We start from the raw sequence: 18,749 nt of genomic DNA on the forward strand, positions 1-18,749 counted from the left end.
TCACTCGCGGCCGGGCGCTCCGGCGCGCAGGCCGCGCGTGACGAGGTCGATGAGACGGGCGGCGCGGGGCTGCCAGTCGCCCTGGGGGGCGATCTGCCAGATACCGGCGATGGCGAGGACGAAGTCGTCGGCGGTCACCCCCAAACGGATGGTGCCGGCCTCGTGGTTGGCGTCGATCAGCCGCTCGATCGCGGCGAGCAGCAGCGGATGGCCGGGCTTGGCCGCGCCGCCCGTCGCGGCGGAGGCCTGGCGCAGCGCGTCCGCGAGACCGGCCTTGGCCGTGGCGTAGCGGGCGAGGCCGTCCATCCGCGCGCGCAGCGCGTCGTCGGGCGCCTGCGTGCGCAGCAACGCGTCGGCGCTGTCGACGAGTTGCTGGATCTCCTGGCGGTGGACCTCCAGGACGAGCGCGTCGCGGTCGGGGAAGTTGCGGTAGAAGGTGGCCTGTCCGACGCCCGCCTTCTTGGCGATCGTGCTGAGCGGGACGTCGGCGGCACGCGGCAGTTCGGCCAGCGCCACTTCCAGGATGCGCTGGCGGTTGCGCTGCGCGTCGGACCGCTGGGGCACCTCACCCGTAGACACCACTGGCCTTCTTCCCTGACACCCGCCCAGCCCTGACGGACAGATGTCCACTTAGGGCTGCCTTACCGCGATGTGCAGCCAGCCCGAACGCCCGACCGCCATGTCACCACCGCGCCCCGGGGTCACCCGGCGGGCAGGGCCCGGCGCAGGATGCCGTCCAGGTCGGCGGTGCCCGGGAGGGGTGCCGTAGGCGTGGCCCCAGTCGCCGTCGAGCCGGGTCGCGCAGAAGGCGTCGGCGAGCGCGGGCGGGGCGGGGCAGCCCGCCACGGGCCGTCGGGGCGTGGAGCGCGGGACTCGTGTTGTGCGATGGGGGACGCCGGTTCAGACCTGTGGGTCGAACCAGGTGGCCGTGTCGGACATCGCCTGCTTGATCCGGAACAGCCCGAACTCGCTCAGGTCCGGCAGGGCGTCCAGGGAGAACCAGCCGACGTCCAGCGACTCGTCGTCGTTGACCCGGGCCTCGCCGCCGACCGCACGGCAGCGGAACGTGGTGTCCATGTACTGGCAGACGTCCCCGTTGTCGTACCGCACCGGGTCCAAGGCCTGGACGAGGACGATCCGTTCGGGCACACAGCGGACCGCCGTCTCCTCGTACACCTCGCGCACGGCACAGGCCGCCGGCTGCTCCCCCGGGTCCGGGATGCCGCCGATGAGCGACCACTCTCCGTTGTCGGACCGGCGGTTGAGCAGCACTCTGCCCTCGTCGTCGAAGACGAGGGCGGTGACTCCGGGGAGCCAGAGCAGCTGGTGGCCGGCGGAAACACGGAGTGTGAGCAGGAAATCAGGGGTAGCCATGGAGCCGACCCTAACGGGCCGGTTCCGTCACCCCGTCGCATCCTGGACGCGCACGAGAGGCGTACGGCTACACGCCACCGGCGCGCCTCCCGCGCACACCGGCCCCGATGGCCCAGCCGAGCCCACCCGCCGCGACCAGCACCAACAGCATCTCGGGCGCGATGCCGAGCCGGGTGGCGGGCGTCTGCGAGGAGCGCAGCGGCACCTTCTGCACCAGCGAATCGGGGACGAACATTCCGGTCTTCTGGGTGATCCTGCCGTCCGGCATGATGATCGCACTGACGCCACTGGTCACCGGGACGGTGACGGTACGGCTGTGTTCGACGGCGCGGACCCGGGACATGGCGAGCTGCTGGTACGTCATCTCGCTGCGGTCGAAGGTGGCGTTGTTGCTCGGCACCGAGATCAGCTGCGCGCCGTCGACGACCTCGGAGCGCACGGCCCAGTCGAAGGCCGCCTCGTAGCAGGTGACGAGGCCGATCTTGGCGCCGTCCATGGTGAAGACTCCGGGCTCGGTGCCCCGGCTGAAGTCCTGGCGGACCATGGACGTCCACTCGCTGTTGATGGCGCCGATCAGCGACCGCAGCGGAAGGTACTCGCCGAACGGCTGGATCTGCCGCTTGTCATAGGTGTCGACGGGGCCCTTCTCCGGGTCCCAGAGGATCTGCTCGTTGTAGAGCTTGCCGTCCCGCTCGACGACACCGCCGACGGAGATGGGCGCGCCGATGGCGGTGGCGGCCTTGTCGATCACCGCGCGGGCGTCGGAGTTGGCGAAGGGGTCGATGTCGGAGGAGTTCTCCGGCCAGAGCACGAAGTCGGGCCGCGCGACCTTGCCGGCCCTGACCTCGGCGGCCAGCCGCTCGGTCTCCTTGGCGTGGTAGTCGAGCACGGCCCGCCGCTGGGCGTTGAAGTCGAGCCCCAGCCGCGGCACATTGCCCTGGATGACCGCCACGGTCGCGGTGCCGACCTCGGCCTTGTCGCTCACGAGCGCGCGGGAGGCGAAGGCGCCCACCAGGGGAACGGAGACGGTCAGCGCGGCCACGATCGCGGTGCCCCGGCGTACGGCCTCGCCGGTGCGCCGGTTCTCGACGACCAGCCGGACCACCTCGTACAGGCCGAAGCCGCACAGGACGACCGCGAAGCCGAGCACCGGGGTGCCGCCGAGCGCGGCCAGCGGCAGGAAGACGCCGTCCGCCTGCCCGAAGGCGATCTTGCCCCAGGGGAAGCCGCTGAACGGGGCACGCGCGCGTGCCGCCTCGCCCGCGATCCACACGGCGGCGGCCCACAGCGGCCAGCCGGGCAGTTTGGACACGACGGCGACACCGGCGCCGACGAGCGCCACGAACACCGCCTCGATCACCACGAGCGCGAGCCACGGGCCGGGGCCGACCTCCACGCCGGTCCACACCAGCAGCGGCAGCAGGAACCCGAGGCCGAAGAGATAGCCGAGACCGAGGCCCGCCTTCCAGCTCCGCCCGCGCAGCACCCAGCCGAACACCGCGAAGGCCGGCAGGGCCAGCCACCACAGGGTGCGGGGCGGGAAGCTGACGTAGAGCAGCACCCCGGAGAGCGCCGCGGCGGCGGCCGGGAGAAGCCGGCCGACCCAACGGGACACCCGGGAAACGGGCACGGCCTGGGGTTCGAGCTGTTCCGGCTCGTCTACGGGAGTGGCGGTGACGGTCACTCGGGGAGTGTACGGCGCGTCACCCCGGCGCCGACAGCGCGGCCCGTGCGTCCCCGCCGAGGCTTTTGTCGCACACCAGCCGCATCGTTCCTGCATAACTCGTCCACAAACCGGCGCATCACCCGTTACGGTGTGCGCGAGCCTCTGACGTGCGGCCGAAGGCGGTCCGGGCGGTCGGGGCCCGGCACAGTCGGGGGGCGACGGTTTGGGGTCCACGGGGACGGAGTCCGCGGCCGGGGCGTCGGCCGCGCACGAGAGACGGAACGTCTCCGATGTCACGGGCGTGCTCCTGCTCGGCGCGTGCGCGGCATGGTCGTTGATCACGGCGACGGCCCGGGGCGGCCGTCCGGAGGGCGTGCTGCTGGCGGTGCTCGCGGTGGCGGCCGGTTACGCGGCGGGCCGGATCTGCGGGGCGCTGCTGCCGGTGGTGGCGCCGTCCGCCGCGGCGCTGGCCGGTGTCGGTCTGGCGGTCACCGCCCCGGACACCATGGCGGGCTCGCCGCTGATCTCGCCGCTCGGGCACACGGGCGCGACCTCGGCGCTGCTGGCGCTGTCCGCGGGCGCCGCCTGCTGTGCCGCCTGGGCGGCCCGCTCGTCCGGGCTGCGGGCGGCCCTGCGGCTGCTGGCCTGCGGGACAGCGGTGACGGCGGCCGTGCTCGGCTCGATCACCGGCTTCGCCGCGTGCGCCGGGGTGCTGCTCTGCTCGCTCGCGGCGGCCCGGATGCCCCATCGGGGTCTGGGGCTCGCGGGTCTGGCGCTCGGCACGGCCCTGGTGACGGCGACGGTCTGGGCGATCGCCGAGGACGTCCTGCCGGCCGGGCTGACGGACTCGCTGGAGGGTCAGCTCACCCCGCACCGGATCCTGCTGTGGCACGACGCGCTCGGTCTGGTCCGCGACGATCCGCTGCTGGGCGCGGGTCCCGGCCGCTTCGGGGAGCTGAGTCCGACGGTGGCCCAGTCCCTGACGGCCGACGACAAGCCCCATTCCGCGCCCCTGCAGCTGGCGGCCGAGCAGGGGCTCGTCGGGGTCGCCCTGCTCGCCGCGGTGTTCGGCTGGATCCTGTACGTCCTGTGGCGGACCCCGCGCGCCACACCGATCGTCCTCACGGCGGGCGCGGCCCTCACCGCGCTGGCCGCGATCGCGGCCGTCGGCAACGCGCTCAGCTTCACGACGGTGACGGCGGGCGCGGGTCTGCTGGCGGGAATGGCGACGGCCCGGCCCCTGACGGAGACGGAGGAGGGCGCCGAAGTGCCGGACCTCGACGACCGGTAGCCGAGGGGGCGACGGTGTCAGCGCGCGGCGCCGGACGCCTTCGGGGTGAGCCGGGCGCGGATGACGCTCACGGCCGTCTCCGCGTTGTCGACCGTGATCGTGAAGGTGTGTCCGTCCCACAGCCGCAGCACCACTGCCTCCCCGCGCCGTACGACGACGGCGGTCCCCTTCTCCGGCCGCCAGCGGTAGCCCCAGCCACCCCACTGGTGGGGGGTGACGCAGGGGGCGAAGACGGCGTCGGCGACCTGGGACAGGGGGATACGGCGGCGGGGCACGCCGATGTGGCCGCAGCGGACTTCGAGGCACTCGTCGTCGACCTTCACGGAGACATGGACGAACGCGAGGGTGCCGAAGAGGACGAGCAGCCCGGCCGCGATGCAGCCGACGACCGACATCACGAGCGGGGCGACCCCGGACGCCCAAGCCGAGTCGACCGCGAGTTCGATTCCCAGTGCCATAAAGGCGGCGCCGCCGAGTGCCAGCAGCCATTGACCGCGGTTGGTGGCGCGGCCGGTCCAGACCTCGGGGTGCGGGCCCGCTGTGGCGCCCGTCTCGCCGTGGGGGTGGTCCCTCATGGCCTTGAGACTACTCAGGTTCCGCAGCGCGGGCACCTGGTTGCGGAACGTCACTGCTCCGCGTGGACGGCCGGCGCGGGTGTGGTCGTCCCGAGCAGCCTGCCCTCCTCGTAGGCGAGTGCCGGGGCGGGCAGCGAGCCCTCGCGACCGCTGAGGATGACGGTGAGCGTGGACCGGGTCCAGTCGGCCTCGGGCTTGGGCAGTTCGCCGATGCGGCGCAGCGCCTGCGCGGCGACGGCACCGGCGGAACCGTGCAGGACGAGGGGCGGCCGGCCGGGCCGCTGGACGGCCACGCGGATGCGTTCGGCGACCAGTTCGTAATGGGTGCAGCCCAGGACGACGGTCGTTACATCGGCGGGGGTGAGCGCGGCGGCGGCGGCGATGGCGGCGTCGATCGCGGCGTCGTCGGCGTGCTCCACCGCCTCGGCCAGTCCCCAGCAGGGCACCTCGGTGACCGGCACTCCGTCGGCGAACTCCTCGATGAGGCCGCGCTGATAGGGGCTGCCGGTGGTGGCGGGCGTCGCCCAGATGGTGAAGGGGCCGCCGCCGGACGCGGCCGGCTTGATCGCCGGGACGGTGCCGATGACCGGCAGTCCGGGTTCGAGGAGGTCGCGCAGGGCGGGCAGGGCGTGCACGGACGCGGTGTTGCAGCCGACGATCAGGGCGTCGGGCCGGTGAGCCGCCGCGGCCTCGGCGACGGCGAGGGCACGCTCCGTCAGATCCTGGGGGGTGCGCGGGCCCCAGGGCATGCCGTCGGGGTCCGAGGAGATCACGAGATCCGCGTCGGGCCGCAGCCGCCGTACCGCGGCGGCGGCGGGGAGCAGACCGATACCGGAGTCCATGAGCGCGATCTTCACCCGGCCACGATAGACGATGGCCTCGGTACGGCCGCTCCCGTGGGGCAGACTGCGGGCGTGAGCGCCTTCGCCTGGATCGCCGCCGGATCACTCACCGCCTGGCTGTGGCTGTTGCTCGGCCAGGGCTTCTTCTGGCGCACGGATGTGCGTCTGCCGCCCTGCCGGGACCCGGACGACTGGCCGTACGTCTGTGTCGTCGTCCCCGCCCGTGACGAGGCCGCCGTGCTGCCCGAGAGCCTGCCGTCGCTGCTGGCCCAGGACTATCCCGGCCGGGCCGAGGTCTTCCTGGTGGACGACGGCAGCGCGGACGGCACCGGTGACCTCGCCCATGATCTGTCCCGGCGCTTCGGCGGGCTGCCCCTGACCGTCTCCTCGCCGGGGGAGCCGCCCGCCGGCTGGACGGGCAAGCTCTGGGCCGTACGCCACGGGATGGAGCTGGCACGCGCGCGTGGGCCCGAGTTCCTGCTGCTGACGGACGCGGACATCGCGCACCGGCCGGACAGTCTGCGCGGACTGGTGGCCGCCGCGCGTACCGGTGGCTTCGACCTCGTCTCCCAGATGGCCCGGCTGCGCGCCGAGAGCGTCTGGGAGCGGCTCGTGGTGCCCGCGTTCGTCTATTTCTTCGCCCAGCTGTATCCGTTCCGGTGGATCGGTGTACGGGGTTCGCGCACGGCCGCCGCGGCGGGCGGCTGTGTGCTGCTGTCCGCCGGGGCGGCGGAGCGGGCGCGGATCCCGGACGCGATCCGGCAGTCGGTCATCGACGACGTGGCGCTGGCCCGCGCGGTCAAGCGCGGCGGCGGCCACATCTGGCTGGGGCTGGCGGAGCGGGTGGACAGCGTGCGGCCCTACCCCCGGCTGCGCGATCTGTGGGCCATGGTGTCGCGCAGCGCCTATGCCCAGTTGCTGCACAATCCGCTGCTGCTCGCGGGCACGGTCCTCGGTCTGGCGCTGGTCTACCTGGTACCGCCCGTCGCGTTCCTGACGGGCCTGTTCACGGGAGACCTGCCGACGGCGCTGCTCGGCGGTCTCGCCTGGCTGCTGATGACGGCGACGTATCTGCCGATGGTCCGCCACTACGGTCAGCCGCCCCAACTCGCTCCCCTGCTGCCGTTCACCGCGTTCCTGTACCTCCTGATGACGGTCGACTCGGCGGTGCGGCACCACCGGGGACGAGGTGCGGCCTGGAAGGGCCGCACCTACGCGCGCCCGGACCCGGTACCGGACGAGGGCTAGCCGAGCACGGTTACTTCCTGCCGGGCGTCCAGTTCATCCCCCACCCGTACGCGTAGTCGACCGTACGCTGCGGGCTCACTCCGCGTTCGGGGACGAGGTAGCGGGCCTCGCGCTGGACGATGAGGTCGCCGCCCTGGTTGGTGATGAGGGCGAGGGCGCAGACGGTGGAGGGGACGGTGCACTCGTCGAGGGAGAAGTCGATGGGGGCGCCGTGTTGGGGGTGGAGGGTGACCGTCGCGTGCAGATCGGCGAAGGAGCGGGCGCCCTCGTAGATGGTGACGAAGATGAGGATGCGCCGGAAGTACTGCTGGTGGTCGAGGTTGATGGTGAGGTTCTCGCCGCTGCTGACGGCGCCGGTGCGGTCGTCGCCGTCGAGATGGATGAACGGCGGCTGGCGCAGCGAGCCGAAGGCGTTGCCGAGCGCCTGGACGACTCCCTTGCTGCCGTCGGAGAGTTCGAAGAGCGCGCACAGGTCGAGGTCGAGGTCCGCGTGCATGGCGACGGCCCGGCCCAGCTTGCTGCCCCACCCCTTGAACTGCTTGCGCACCTCCCAGTTGAGGTTCACACGCATGGCACCGGAGGTGCCGCCCTGCTTGGCCAGGGAGACCGCCGGGGCCTCCTTGGTGAGCGTGACCTTGCTGAGCCGGACCGGAGCCGGGGGCGCCGCCGGCGGGGCGGGCGGCGGGGGCGGCGCGGGCGTCACCGGGGGCCGTACGGTCACGGGAGGAGCGACGGGCGCGGCCACGGGCGCGGGTGCCGCCGCGGTCTGCCGCGGTTCGTCCACGGTGATACCGAAGTCGGTGGCGAGTCCTTCGAGGCCGCTGCTGTAACCCTGGCCGACGGCGCGGAACTTCCAGGCGCCCTGGCGGCGGTAGAACTCCCCGAGCACGAAAGCGGTTTCGGCTCCGGCGTCCGTGCTGTCGTAGCGCGCGATCTCGGTGCCCGCCCGCTCGTCGAGCACCCGGATGTACAGTCCGGGCACCCGCCCGAAGGTGCCGCCGTCCGCCGAGGCGGCCACCACCACGGTCTCGACGGCGGGCTCCACGCGCGCGAGGTCGACGAGCAGGGACTCGGTCACCTGGTCGCCCGCGTTGCGTTTGCCCTCGTGCCGGACCGCGCCGGAGGAGTGCGCGGGCTGGTTGTAGAAGACGAAGTCGGCGTCCGAGCGCACCTTTCCGCCGACGAGCAGCAGCGCCGAGGCATCCGTATCGGGCACTCCCGGCCCGGAGCGCCGGCCCAGTTCCACGCGCAGTGCCGCCGTGGGCACCGCTGTGTTCGATCCTTTCGGCATTGACATGTCCGCCCCCATCAGAAGGTCATCCAGAAGGTCGTCGCCAGGCCGCGTCCCACGCGGACCGTCGGATCCGGCCGGATCCGTTGTCGGCGCCAAACCTATTCCCCCGGGGCCCGGAACCCCCAGAACCCGGACGGAAAGATGCTTGGCCAACCGCTGGTAACCCGCCGGGAACTCGGCCTTTACACGATCAGTACGCGCTTTGCTGCCCTTTTTCGCCGAGTTCGCTCGCATTGGGGATCCGGCGTCACTGCCGACACGGAAAACAACCCTCTTATCGGTCTCCCCAACCAGCACATCGTGGGCTTAACTTATGTGCCATGACCTCCCCCCGCTCCACCTACGGCGGCGGTTACTACTCCGCCTCGTCCTTCGCGGACACCCCGATCTACGACTCACTCGTCGCCGAGCGGGGAACCCCTCAGATCGCCCCGATCCGGGTACCCGCCCAGTACGACACCCCGGGCAGCAACCTGCCCGCGCTCCCGTCGGCGCTCCCCGCCCTGCCGGCCGGTCCCTCCCAGCCCTCCTACGGCTATCCGCAGGCCCAGCAGCCCTCGCCGCTGCAGCAGGCCCCGGGCGCGTACATCCCGCAGCAGGCCGCGGGTCCGCGTGGCTACCCGGGTGCCCAGCCGCCGCAGCAACAGCAACGTCCGATGGCCGGTTACGAGGCCATGCGCCCGGCGGCTCCCCGCCCGGCCCCCTCGACCCCGTACCAGCAGGACCCGTACAACGGTCAGCAGTACCGCGGGTACTGAGGCATTTGCAATATTCCGTGCGGGGTTGTCACAGCCTGCTGGCAGGATGACCCCATGGGGAATCCGTCACTGCACTCGATCCACGTCCACCCGCTGAAGGCGGCCCGGGGCTTCGCCCCCGACGAGGCCGTCGTGGAGCCCTGGGGGCTGGCGGGCGACCGTCGTTGGGTGCTGGTCGACGGCTCGGGCAAGGTCATCACTCAACGTCCGCATCCGCGTATGGCGTTGGCCGCCGCCGGGCTGCTGCCCGGCGGCGGTCTCTTGCTGTCCGCGTCCGGCCGCGCGCCCCTCTCCGTCGCCGTGCCCGAGCCCATCGGCACGGTCACCGTGGAGATCTGGCGGGACAAGGTGGAGGGGGTCCCCGCCGACGCCTCGGCGCACGCCTGGTTCAGCGACTTCCTGGGTTTCCCCGTGCGGCTCGTGCATCTCGACGACCCGGCGACCCGCCGCCCGATCGACCCCGAGTACGCCCGCCCCGGCGAGACCGTCAGCTTCGCCGACGGCTATCCGCTGCTGCTCACCGCCCTCGCCTCGCTGGACGCCCTGAACTCCCTGGTCGCGCAGGGCGATCACCCCGAGGAGGGCCCGCTCCCGATGAGCCGTTTCCGGCCGAACGTGGTCGTCGACGGCACCGACGCCTGGGCCGAGGACGGCTGGCGGCGCCTCGCGATCGGCGAGGTCACCTTCCGGGTCGCCAAGATGTGCGGCCGGTGCGTGGTCACCACCACGGACCAGGAGACGGCCGCGCGCGGCCGTGAGCCGCTGCGCACCCTCGCCCGCCATCGCCGTTTCGGCGACAAGTTGGTCTTCGGGCAGAACCTCGTTCCGGAATCCGGGGGCACGGTACGGATCGGCGATCCGGTGCGGGTGCTCGAATAGCGCCCCCTTCCGACACCCTCCATCCTCATTGAATATTCAACCTCCTATGATTCTGTCCGTGCAGGGAACACAGACCTCGGTCCCGGCCGTTGGCCCTTTGTGAGAAGTCCATGAGAAGGCCGGCGCGAGGGTGATTTCGCTCTCTCGTAGGGGGGTGGTGGGGCAGTGCGGGCAATCGGTGGGCTACGGGCGTTCGGCGGGCTGTGGCGTTGGCGGCACAATCCACTGCGGCGGACGACCGATCTGGTCGAGGCCTGGCTGGCGTTCGCGGCCCTCGTCCTGATCCTCGTCGCCGCCCCTCTGATCGGCGCCGCCGCCGGCACCAGCGCCCAGAGCGCCCTGCAGCAGTCCGTGCGCGACCAGCAGCAGTCCCGGCACCGGGTGACGGCCACGGTCGTCAAGAAGGTCGACGGCTCCCCGCTGGACCCGGATCCGGAGACCGCCACGACCCGCGACCGGCAGAGCCGGGTGGTCGCCGACTGGACCGGCCCGGACGGCACCGACCGGCACGGCACGGTCATGGCGAACCTCAAGACCCCGCGCCCCGGCGACCACTTCACGCTGTGGACGGACGGCCAGGGCCGAATAGTGGGCCGCCCCCTGGACACCGCGACCGCCACGACCCACGCGGTGCTGGCCGGATTCGGCGCGACCGTGCTCGCCGCGGGCCTCGTCGAGGGTGCCAGACGCCTGCTCGTGTGGCGCATGATCCGCCGGCGGTACGCCCGTTGGGACCAGGCATGGGACAGGGCGGGGCCGGACTGGGGCAGGACGGGCACGGGCAGCTGACGGCCTTCGCACTCCGGTCAACTCCCCCTGCCCGCGCACGCTACGGTGGACCGACCAGCCGAACTGTTCGGCATCGACCCGCGTTCCACGAGGTGGGGGCACAGCAACGCCATGGCACAGGGCACGGTCCAGGTGACGCACACCGGTACATCGCGGTGGCGGCGCCGCACAGGTGAGTACGCATCGCTCGCCGCGGCCCTGGAGGCCGCGAGCGACGGCGATGTGCTCATCGTCGCCCCCGGCACGTACCGGGAGAACCTCGTCGTGCGGCGCGGGGTCACGCTGCGCGGCCCGGAGGGTTCGCCCGGCTCCGTCCGTATCGCGCCCGTGGACGGGGTGCCCCTGACGGTGTCCGCCTCCGCCGTGGTACAGGACCTGCATGTGGAGGGCCAGGACGCGGCGGCGCCCGCGCTGCTCGTCGAGGACGGCACCCCCGAGCTGCTGGACCTGCGGATCGTCACCCGGTCCGCGGCCGGCATCGAGGTGCGCGGCGGCGCCCGCCCCACGGTCCGCCGCTGCACGGTCGACAACCCGGCCGGGATCGGCATCGCCGTCGTCGACGGCGGCGGCGGGGTGTTCGAGGAGTGCGAGGTCGTCGCGGCCGGCCAGGCCGGAGTCGTGGTGCGCGGCGGCGGCCACCCCCGGCTGGAGCGCTGCCGCATCCACCACACCTCGGGCTCGGGCCTGTCGGCGACCGGGGAGAACTCCTCGCTGGAAGCGGTCGGTTGCGAGGTCTACGAGGTCCGCGGCAGCGGTGTGCAGATCACCGGGCGGGCCACCGCCCATCTCACCGACTGCGATGTGCACCGGACGACGGCCGACGGCGTCACCCTCGACACGGACGCCGTGCTCACCCTCGCGGACTGCCGTATCCACGACATCCCGGAGAACGCGGTGGACCTCCGCTCGCGCTCCGTCCTCACCCTGACCCGCACCACGGTGCGGCAGTTCGGGCGCAACGGACTGTCGGTGTGGGACCCGGGCACCCGCGTGGACGCCAACCAGTGCGAGATCTTCGACAGCACCGGCGACTACCCGGCGGTCTGGGTCAGCGACGGCGCGACCGTGGTGCTGGAGTCCTGCCGGGTGCACGACGTACCGGACGCGCTGTTCGTGCTGGACCGGGGCTCGCGCGCGGACGTCGTCGACAGCGATCTGTCTCAGGTGCGGAACACGGCGGTGTCGGTGAGCGACGGGGCGACCGCGCAGCTCGACGACTGCCGAATCCGGGACGCCGCCACGGGCGCCTGGTTCCGCGACCACGGCAGCGGCGGCACCCTCAACAACTGCACGGTGGACGGCACCCAGACCGGCGTGATCGTCACCAAGGGCGCCGACCCGACCATCGAGCGCTGCACGGTCACCTCGCCCGCCGAGGCGGGCTTCTACGTCTCCGCCGAGGGCCGCGGCAGCTTCCTCAACTGCCGGGTCACGGGCAGCGGCGGCTACGGCTTCCACATCATCGACGGCTGCCGGGCCACCCTGCGCAAGTGCCGTACGGAGCGCTGCTCGCGCGGTGGCTACGAGTTCGCGGACGGCGGCCCCGGCACCCCGGGCGGCGGCCCCGTGGTCGAGGACTGCACGAGCGACGAAAGCGCCGGGGTACGGCCCCCGGCCCCGCCGGAGACGGCGACCCAGACCACGGCCCCGTCGTCCGGCCTGCTGGGCTCGATCCCGGGCCAGCGCACCACCGAGCCGGCGCCGGTCGCCGTGCCCGTCGCGGAGCCGGAGACACCGGCGCGGGCCTCGAAGGCCGTGCTCGGTGAACTGGACGCGCTGGTCGGCCTGGACAGCGTCAAGCGCGAGGTCCGCGCCCTCACCGACATGATCGAGGTGGGCCGCCGCCGCCAGGAGGCCGGCCTCAAGGCGGCGTCCGTCAAACGGCATCTGGTGTTCACGGGCTCCCCCGGCACCGGCAAGACGACGGTCGCCCGTCTCTACGGCGAGATCCTGGCCTCCCTCGGTGTCCTGGAGAAGGGGCATCTCGTGGAGGTGTCCCGGGTGGACCTGGTCGGCGAGCACATCGGCTCCACCGCGATCCGCACCCAGGAGGCCTTCGAACGGGCCCGTGGCGGTGTGCTGTTCATCGACGAGGCGTACGCGCTGTCGCCGGAGGACTCGGGGCGGGACTTCGGCAAGGAGGCCATCGACACGCTCGTGAAGCTGATGGAGGACCACCGTGACGCGGTCGTGGTGATCGTCGCGGGCTACACGGCCGAGATGGAGCGCTTTCTCACCGTCAACCCCGGTGTGGCGTCCCGTTTCTCACGGACCATCACCTTCGACGACTACGTCCCCGACGAGCTGCTGCGCATCGTGGAGCAGCAGGCCGAGGAGCACGAGTACCGGCTGGCGCCGGGCGCGGGCGGGGCCCTGCTCGACTACTTCACGGCGATCCCCAAGGGCCCGGCCTTCGGCAACGGCCGTACGGCGCGCCAGACCTTCGAGGCGATGGTCGAGCGGCACGCGAGCCGGGTGGCGCAGGTCGACGAACCGGACAAGGACGCGCTGACGCTGCTCTACGCGGAGGACCTGCCGAAGCTGCCGTAGCGGGTGTTGCTGGGGTTAACCCCCGGGGGTTGGCCCCACCAGAGGTGTGCTGTCTGCCGGATGGGACCGGAGTGATCCGGCGGACAGCATGATCCCCATGAGAATCCGCACCCGACGAACCCTGGTCCTGGCCCTCTCGGTCTCGGCCACCGCCACCACGCTGACCGCCGTCACCGGCCCGGCGGCGTCCGCCACGGCCACCCCCTCCTCCCTCGCGTCCCCCGCCCTCACCTGGCGCCCCTGCGAACGGCCCGACGGCCCCGCAGGCCAGGAGTGCGCGGAACTGCCCGTACCGCTCGACTACACGGCCCCGGACGGCCCACAACTCACCCTCTCCGTCTCCCGGTTACGCAGCGAGGACCCCGAGGCCCGGCGCGGCACCCTGCTGGTCATCCCGGGCGGACCGGGCGGCTCCGGCGTCAGGCGGCTGACCCAGCGGGGAGAGGCCCTGCGGCGGGAGCTGGGCGGCACGTACGACCTCGTCGGCCTCGACCCGCGCGGCACCGGCGGCAGTACCCGGGCGAGCTGTGGACTCGCCGCCGAGGACCGGCACTTGGTGACGCTGCGGTCCTGGCCCGCGCCCGACGGCGACATCACCGAGAACGTGGCACGGTCCCGGCGGGTCGCCGAGGCGTGCGCGGCGAACGGCGGCGCGGTGCTGCGCGGCCTCACCACCGCCAACGAGGTACGGGACATCGAGCGCTTCCGGCAGGCCCTGGGCGAGGAGCGGCTGTCGGCACACGGGGTGTCGTACGGGACGTATGTGGGTGCCGTCTACGCGCAGAAGTACCCGCGGCGGACGGACCGTTGGGTGCTGGACAGCAATGACGACCCGGATCCCCGGCGGGTCGCGCGGGGCTGGCTGGCGAACATGGCACGGGGCGCGGAGGACCGGTTCCCGGACTTCGCCGCCTTCGCCGCCGACCCGGCCCAGGAGGAGTCGGGCCTGCGGCTCGCCGAACGGCCGGAGGACGTACGGCCGTTGTTCCTGTCCCTGGCGGCCGAACTGGACCGGGCACCCAGGGAGACGACCACCAAGGGCGTGCCCCTGACCGGGAACCGGCTGCGGCAGGCGATGCAGACCGCCCTGTACGGCGACGACGCGTTCGACGACCTGGCCCGGCTGATACGGCAGGCGCGGGACCCGAGGGCGACGCCGGTCCTGCCGCCCGACGTGGCCGGACCGCTGAGCGACGAGGAGGCGGCGGTGATCATGGCGGTGGTCTGCAACGACGTGCGCTGGCCGACGTCGGTGGGCGCGCACCGGCGGGCGGTGGCCGAGAGCCGGGCGCGGTATCCGCTCACGGCCGGGATGCCGGTGAACATCACGCCGTGCTCCTTCTGGAAGGACCGGCCGGCGGAGGAGCCGACCCGGATCACCGACGACGGGCCGTCCAACATCCTCATGGTCCAGAACCGGCGGGACCCGGCCACCCCCTACTCCGGCGCCCTGAACCTGCGGTCCGCGCTGGGCGACCGGGCCCGGCTCGTCACGGTGGAGAGCGGCGGCCACGGGATGTATCTCGCCCACGGCAACGCGTGCGGCGACCGCGCGGTGACGGCCTTCCTGCGCACCGGACAGCGCCCGGAGCGGGATGTGACCTGCCCGGACGACTAGGGCCTGCCGTTTGGATCACGCCTGGGCCGCGGGGCGTGGCACGCACTCCCTCACTGCCTTGAGGGCGTGGGGGGACCCCCAGCCGCGTTGTCGTCGGTCGCCGACTCCCCCACTCCCGACTTCGCTTGAGCGGGAGGTACCCCCATCGCGTCGACTCCCTCCTCCGCCTCGCAGCCGCACGCACCACACCCCGCTCACCGGCGGTCACCAGGCACCGTGGCCCGAAGCCGGCGTGACCAAACGACAGGCCCTAGGACTGCCGGGGCTTCGGCAGCTCCGGGCCGATACGGGCGAGCAGTTCCTGTCGCTCGTGGGCGAAGGCCGGGTCCGCCTGGTAGTCGGAGTGGCCGAGGATCGGGGCGGGCAGCGGGTGGGCGCCCGTACGGCCGTAGGCGAGCGGGTCCGTGAAGGGCTCGGCGTCGACCCGCGGGCCGTGCCGGCTCGTCAGCCGCACCGGGCCGCCGATGGGGTCGGTGCGGCGGTACAGATTGCGCCAGCAGTCGACCTCGCGGTGCAGGGAGGCCAGCGGCTCGGGACCGAAGTGGGCGGGGAACCAGCGGCCGTAGAGCCGCTCCAGCGGTGAGCCGTAGGTGAGCAGCGCGACCCGTTTGCGGACCGACGGGGTCAGCTGCCAGGCCGCTGCCGCCGCGAGGACGCTGCCCTGGGAGTGGCCGGAGATGACGAGCCGGCCGCCCGTGGTGCGGGTCCAGGTGGCCATCCGCCAGGTCAGGTCGGGCACGGCCCGCTCGGCGTAGCAGGGCGGTGCGAACGGGTGTGCGGCACGTGGCCAGAACGTGCCCACGTCCCAGAGGATGCCGATCGTGCGGCGCGCGGAGGCGTCCTTGTACGCCCGGCGCCCCCAGGTGACGAACAGCAGGAAGCCCACCCCGATCAGCCAGGAGCCGAGCGTCTGGGCGGTCTGGGCGGCGCCCGCGACGAAGTCGGGCGAGCCGTGCGCCGCCCTCGCCGGTGTCTCGCGCGTCACCAGGGCACCGGTGAGGGCTCCGGCGCCGAGCAGCAGGGTCACCGTGGAGGTGATGCCGATGATCCGGGGCGCCCGGTCGGTGAGCGCCGCCATGGCCCGGGTGCGGGCGATACGGCGGGTGCGCCCGGCGTCCCGGGACTCCTGCTCCTCGCCCGGCCCGTCCGCCCCCGGGCGCTTCCCCCGCGCTCGTTCCTCCGTTACGTCGTACTCCCGTTCCACCGCCGCGGTCTCCGTCCGTCTCAGGACCCAGGTGCGGCGGGCGAGCCAGCCTAGGAGAGCGAGGACGACCAGGAGGAGGGGTGGGATGACAGAGGCCTGCCAGGTGAGGAGGACGGGTGGGCCGGGCAGGGTGTCGGTGGTGCCGCCCAGCCAGTCGGCGACGCGCTGGGCGACCCCGGCGGACATCACTCCGCCGAGGGCGCAGGCGAGCATCGCGACGGCGGGGCCCGCGAGGCCGTACATGGCGGTGCGGGGATCGGGGCGGGAGCGGTACAGGGTGTGGGCGACCACGCCGAGCGCGATCACCAGCAGGCTCTGGACCAGGGTGATCCCGCCGAAGGTCATGTCACCGGGCAGCCGCCCCGCCGACCGCCAGCCGGGGCGTGACCAGCCCGCGTACACCACGGCCAGGAGGAGCACGGCGATCGCGCAGGCGGGCAGTCGGCGGACCAGATGCTCGTCCAGGCCTCTGTCGAGGCGCCGCTCGCTGCGGCCCCGGCGGCACACCACCCACACCACGACGACGGCGAGGGCCACGAGTGCCCCGTTCAGCAGCCAGCCCAGCAGTTCCAGGAGGGCGGGGCCGCCCGCGCGGCGGTCGTGGCGGGCCGCTGACGTGCCGACGCCCGCCGCGACGGTCAGGAAGCCGGCCGCCGCGTGCGCGGCCCGCAGCCTGGCCACCAGACGGCGTCCGTACCAGAAGCCGGGCCGGCCGAGCGCGACCCGTGCCGTGTCCTCGACGTCGGGCGCGATACGGGGCGCCCTGTCGTCGTCGGGGCGGGTGCCGTCGTCGCGGTCCATGGGGCGCTGCGACTCGTACTCGCTCCAGGTGCGGTGGGAGAGGTACCACAGGAGGCCGGTCAGGGCGGAGGGCACCAGGGCCGCCAGGGCGAGGCGGCGGCCCGGCTGGCTCCACCAGCCGTCGTCGGAGACGGCCGGGGAGAGAAAGCCGAGCCAGGTGTGCGCCCGCGCGCACGCTTGTGCGCCCGCGCACTGCCAGGCGGTCAGGTCGAGGGCGACCTCGCAGGCCGCCGCGACGAGCAGCACGGTCAGGGTCAGACCGGCCAGCCGGACGAGGAGGCCGTAGAGACGTACCGTCCGTCGGCGGTCGCGGGCGCTGGGGCGCATCCAGTGCGCGAGGTTGACGACCATGAACGGCAGCAGCAACAGCCACAGGGCACGGGAGCCGTTTCCGGACGTGAGGTTGCACCAGACATAGGCCTCGGGGACGGGCCTGCCACGGCTGTCGGCGGGACGTTTCTCCGCGTCGGCGTCGTCGATGCGCCGGAAGACGGCGGCCGTGTCGTCACCGGTGATCCGGACCGTGCGCGGGTCGTCCAGCATGCGTTCGGGGGTGGTGCCGCCGACGCCGTGGACCAGGAGTTCGAGGGCGGTGCCGTCGGGCGTGGACCGGTCGGATTCCGGCTGATCTTGCGCCTCGGCGGGCTGCGGATGTTCCCTGGGTTCCGTATGTGTCGTATGTTCCCTCGCACGATCCACTGTTCCGCTTCCCCCGTGATGCGCCGCAAGTCAGGTGTGATGTGCAGGCACTGATGATCGCCGCTGAGCGGGCCTCGTACACCTGTGGACACCGAATCTCCCCGATCCGTGTGATAGTGGCGGGCGCGAGGAACGGAGCGTGTACGTGCACGTGACTGTGCAGACAGTGGCGTCGCCCCTGGTGGGGCGTGCGAATATGGGACGTCCTCGGGACCGGGGACGGGGGAATGTCCTCGTCGGAGGGGGTAGGGAAGGCGTGTCGGGCGTGATGGGGCGAGAGGACCGGAGCGGGCGTGAGTGAGAACCAGAACCTCCTCGCGGAGCAGCGCCGAGCCCTGATCCTCGACGAGGTACGACGGCGGGGCGGGGTCCGGGTCAACGAGCTGACCCGCAGGCTGGGCGTGTCGGACATGACGGTGCGCCGCGATCTCGACGCGCTGGCCCGCCAGGGCGCGGTGGAGAAGGTGCACGGGGGCGCGGTCCCGGTGGCCGAGGCGAGCACGCACGAGCCGGGTTTCGAGGCGAAGTCCGGGCTGGAGCTGAGCGCCAAGGAGGACATCGCGCGGGCCGCCGCGGAGCTGGTCGCCCCGGGTTCGGCGATCGCCCTGTCGGGCGGTACGACGACGTACGCGCTGGCGCACCGGCTGGTGGACGTGCCGGACCTGACCGTGGTCACCAACTCGGTGCGGGTCGCCGATGTCTTCCACGCCGCCCAGCGTTCGTCGGGGCCCCGGCAGGGCGCGGCGACCGTGGTGCTCACCGGGGGCGTGCGGACGCCGTCCGACTCCCTGGTGGGGCCGGTGGCCGATCAGGCGATCGCGGCGCTCCACTTCGATGTGCTGTTCCTCGGGGTGCACGGGATATCGGTCGAGGCGGGGCTGTCCACGCCGAATCTGGCGGAGGCCGAGACGAACCGGCGGCTCGTGCAGTCGGCGCGGCGGGTCGTCGTGGTGGCCGACCACACCAAGTGGGGGACGGTCGGGCTGAGTTCGTTCGCCGCGTTGGAGCAGGTGGACACGTTGGTGACCGACGCGGGGTTGGCCGCGCAGGCGCGGGCCGAGATCGCTGAGCATCTGCGGCGGTTGGTGGTGGCCGGGGAGGACGCCGACGACGATGCCGATGTGTGAGCGCCGTTGTCGATGAGGACGGTTTGAGGGTGCG

The 18,749-nt window shown here is 72.9% G+C and carries 15 protein-coding genes; 8 read left to right on the forward strand and 7 right to left on the reverse strand.

The window, feature by feature from the left end; translation table 11 throughout:
• The 3 genes from F9278_RS03285 to lnt form a co-directional block, all read right to left on the reverse strand.
• Positions 1–579, reverse strand: a complete 579-nt coding sequence (locus F9278_RS03285; protein ID WP_152173669.1) for a TetR/AcrR family transcriptional regulator — start codon at positions 577–579, stop codon at positions 1–3.
• Positions 580–900: 321 nt separating this feature from the next.
• Positions 901–1,374: an NUDIX hydrolase gene (locus F9278_RS03295; protein ID WP_152166907.1), complete on the reverse strand. Its 474-nt coding sequence runs from the start codon at positions 1,372–1,374 to the stop codon at positions 901–903.
• 67 nt (positions 1,375–1,441) lie between these two features.
• Positions 1,442–3,058, reverse strand: a complete 1,617-nt coding sequence (lnt, locus tag F9278_RS03300; RefSeq protein ID WP_152166908.1) for an apolipoprotein N-acyltransferase — start codon at positions 3,056–3,058, stop codon at positions 1,442–1,444.
• 283 nt (positions 3,059–3,341) lie between these two features.
• Between lnt and F9278_RS03305 the strand changes: the two genes are divergently transcribed.
• Entirely contained in the window at positions 3,342–4,331 is a 990-nt protein-coding gene (locus tag F9278_RS03305) for an O-antigen ligase family protein (protein WP_152173670.1), read from the forward strand.
• Between the two features lie 17 nt (positions 4,332–4,348).
• Here F9278_RS03305 and F9278_RS03310 read toward each other — a convergent pair whose 3' ends face one another.
• Together F9278_RS03310 and F9278_RS03315 are read right to left on the reverse strand one after the other, a co-directional pair.
• Positions 4,349–4,906 (reverse strand): hypothetical protein, encoded by a 558-nt coding sequence (locus F9278_RS03310; protein ID WP_152166909.1) that lies wholly within the window; start codon positions 4,904–4,906, stop codon positions 4,349–4,351.
• Between the two features lie 50 nt (positions 4,907–4,956).
• Complete coding sequence (locus F9278_RS03315; protein ID WP_152166910.1) at positions 4,957–5,763, reverse strand: glutamate racemase; 807 nt, start codon at positions 5,761–5,763, stop codon at positions 4,957–4,959.
• Between the two features lie 57 nt (positions 5,764–5,820).
• Here F9278_RS03315 and F9278_RS03320 point away from each other — a divergent pair, with 57 nt between their 5' ends.
• Positions 5,821–6,996: a glycosyltransferase gene (locus F9278_RS03320; protein ID WP_193241348.1), complete on the forward strand. Its 1,176-nt coding sequence runs from the start codon at positions 5,821–5,823 to the stop codon at positions 6,994–6,996.
• Between the two features lie 10 nt (positions 6,997–7,006).
• Here F9278_RS03320 and F9278_RS03325 read toward each other — a convergent pair whose 3' ends face one another.
• Positions 7,007–8,305 (reverse strand): TerD family protein, encoded by a 1,299-nt coding sequence (locus F9278_RS03325; RefSeq protein WP_193241349.1) that lies wholly within the window; start codon positions 8,303–8,305, stop codon positions 7,007–7,009.
• A gap of 305 nt (positions 8,306–8,610) precedes the next feature.
• On the opposite strand from F9278_RS03325, the gene F9278_RS03330 reads away from it, so the two are divergent.
• The 5 genes from F9278_RS03330 to F9278_RS03350 all read left to right on the forward strand — a co-directional run bounded on the left by F9278_RS03330 (position 8,611) and on the right by F9278_RS03350 (position 14,884).
• The gene (locus tag F9278_RS03330) at positions 8,611–9,048 is read left to right on the forward strand and encodes a DUF6643 family protein (RefSeq protein ID WP_152166913.1); all 438 of its coding nucleotides are present in this window, start codon (positions 8,611–8,613) and stop codon (positions 9,046–9,048) included.
• A gap of 54 nt (positions 9,049–9,102) precedes the next feature.
• The gene (locus F9278_RS03335) at positions 9,103–9,927 is read left to right on the forward strand and encodes an MOSC domain-containing protein (protein ID WP_152166914.1); all 825 of its coding nucleotides are present in this window, start codon (positions 9,103–9,105) and stop codon (positions 9,925–9,927) included.
• A gap of 165 nt (positions 9,928–10,092) precedes the next feature.
• Positions 10,093–10,716, forward strand: a complete 624-nt coding sequence (locus tag F9278_RS03340) for an Rv1733c family protein (RefSeq protein WP_152166915.1) — start codon at positions 10,093–10,095, stop codon at positions 10,714–10,716.
• Between the two features lie 111 nt (positions 10,717–10,827).
• Positions 10,828–13,266 (forward strand): right-handed parallel beta-helix repeat-containing protein, encoded by a 2,439-nt coding sequence (locus F9278_RS03345; protein WP_193241350.1) that lies wholly within the window; start codon positions 10,828–10,830, stop codon positions 13,264–13,266.
• Positions 13,267–13,363: 97 nt separating this feature from the next.
• Positions 13,364–14,884, forward strand: coding sequence for an alpha/beta hydrolase (locus F9278_RS03350; RefSeq protein ID WP_193241351.1), 1,521 nt, complete (start codon positions 13,364–13,366; stop codon positions 14,882–14,884).
• A 250-nt stretch (positions 14,885–15,134) separates the two neighbouring features.
• On the opposite strand, the gene F9278_RS03355 is transcribed toward F9278_RS03350, so the two are convergent.
• A complete protein-coding gene (locus F9278_RS03355; protein WP_152166918.1) occupies positions 15,135–17,588 on the reverse strand; it encodes a hypothetical protein in 2,454 nt (817 codons plus the stop codon).
• Between the two features lie 293 nt (positions 17,589–17,881).
• Between F9278_RS03355 and F9278_RS03360 the strand changes: the two genes are divergently transcribed.
• Complete coding sequence (locus tag F9278_RS03360; protein ID WP_152166919.1) at positions 17,882–18,715, forward strand: DeoR/GlpR family DNA-binding transcription regulator; 834 nt, start codon at positions 17,882–17,884, stop codon at positions 18,713–18,715.
• The last annotated feature ends 34 nt before the right edge of the window (positions 18,716–18,749 follow it).

The organism is Streptomyces phaeolivaceus (assembly GCF_009184865.1).
In the GTDB taxonomy this organism is placed as follows: Bacteria; Actinomycetota; Actinomycetes; order Streptomycetales; family Streptomycetaceae; genus Streptomyces; species Streptomyces phaeolivaceus.

What these genes read in the sequence shown, in the direction of transcription:
- F9278_RS03295 (WP_152166907.1), bottom strand. Translation starts at nt 1,374, where the DNA reads ATGGCTACCCCTGATTTCCTGCTCACACTCCGTGTTTCCGCCGGCCAC.
- F9278_RS03310 (WP_152166909.1), bottom strand. Translation starts at nt 4,906, where the DNA reads ATGAGGGACCACCCCCACGGCGAGACGGGCGCCACAGCGGGCCCGCAC.
- F9278_RS03325 (WP_193241349.1), bottom strand. Translation starts at nt 8,305, where the DNA reads ATGGGGGCGGACATGTCAATGCCGAAAGGATCGAACACAGCGGTGCCC.
- F9278_RS03330 (WP_152166913.1), top strand. Translation starts at nt 8,611, where the DNA reads ATGACCTCCCCCCGCTCCACCTACGGCGGCGGTTACTACTCCGCCTCG.
- F9278_RS03335 (WP_152166914.1), top strand. Translation starts at nt 9,103, where the DNA reads ATGGGGAATCCGTCACTGCACTCGATCCACGTCCACCCGCTGAAGGCG.
- F9278_RS03345 (WP_193241350.1), top strand. Translation starts at nt 10,828, where the DNA reads ATGGCACAGGGCACGGTCCAGGTGACGCACACCGGTACATCGCGGTGG.
- F9278_RS03350 (WP_193241351.1), top strand. Translation starts at nt 13,364, where the DNA reads ATGAGAATCCGCACCCGACGAACCCTGGTCCTGGCCCTCTCGGTCTCG.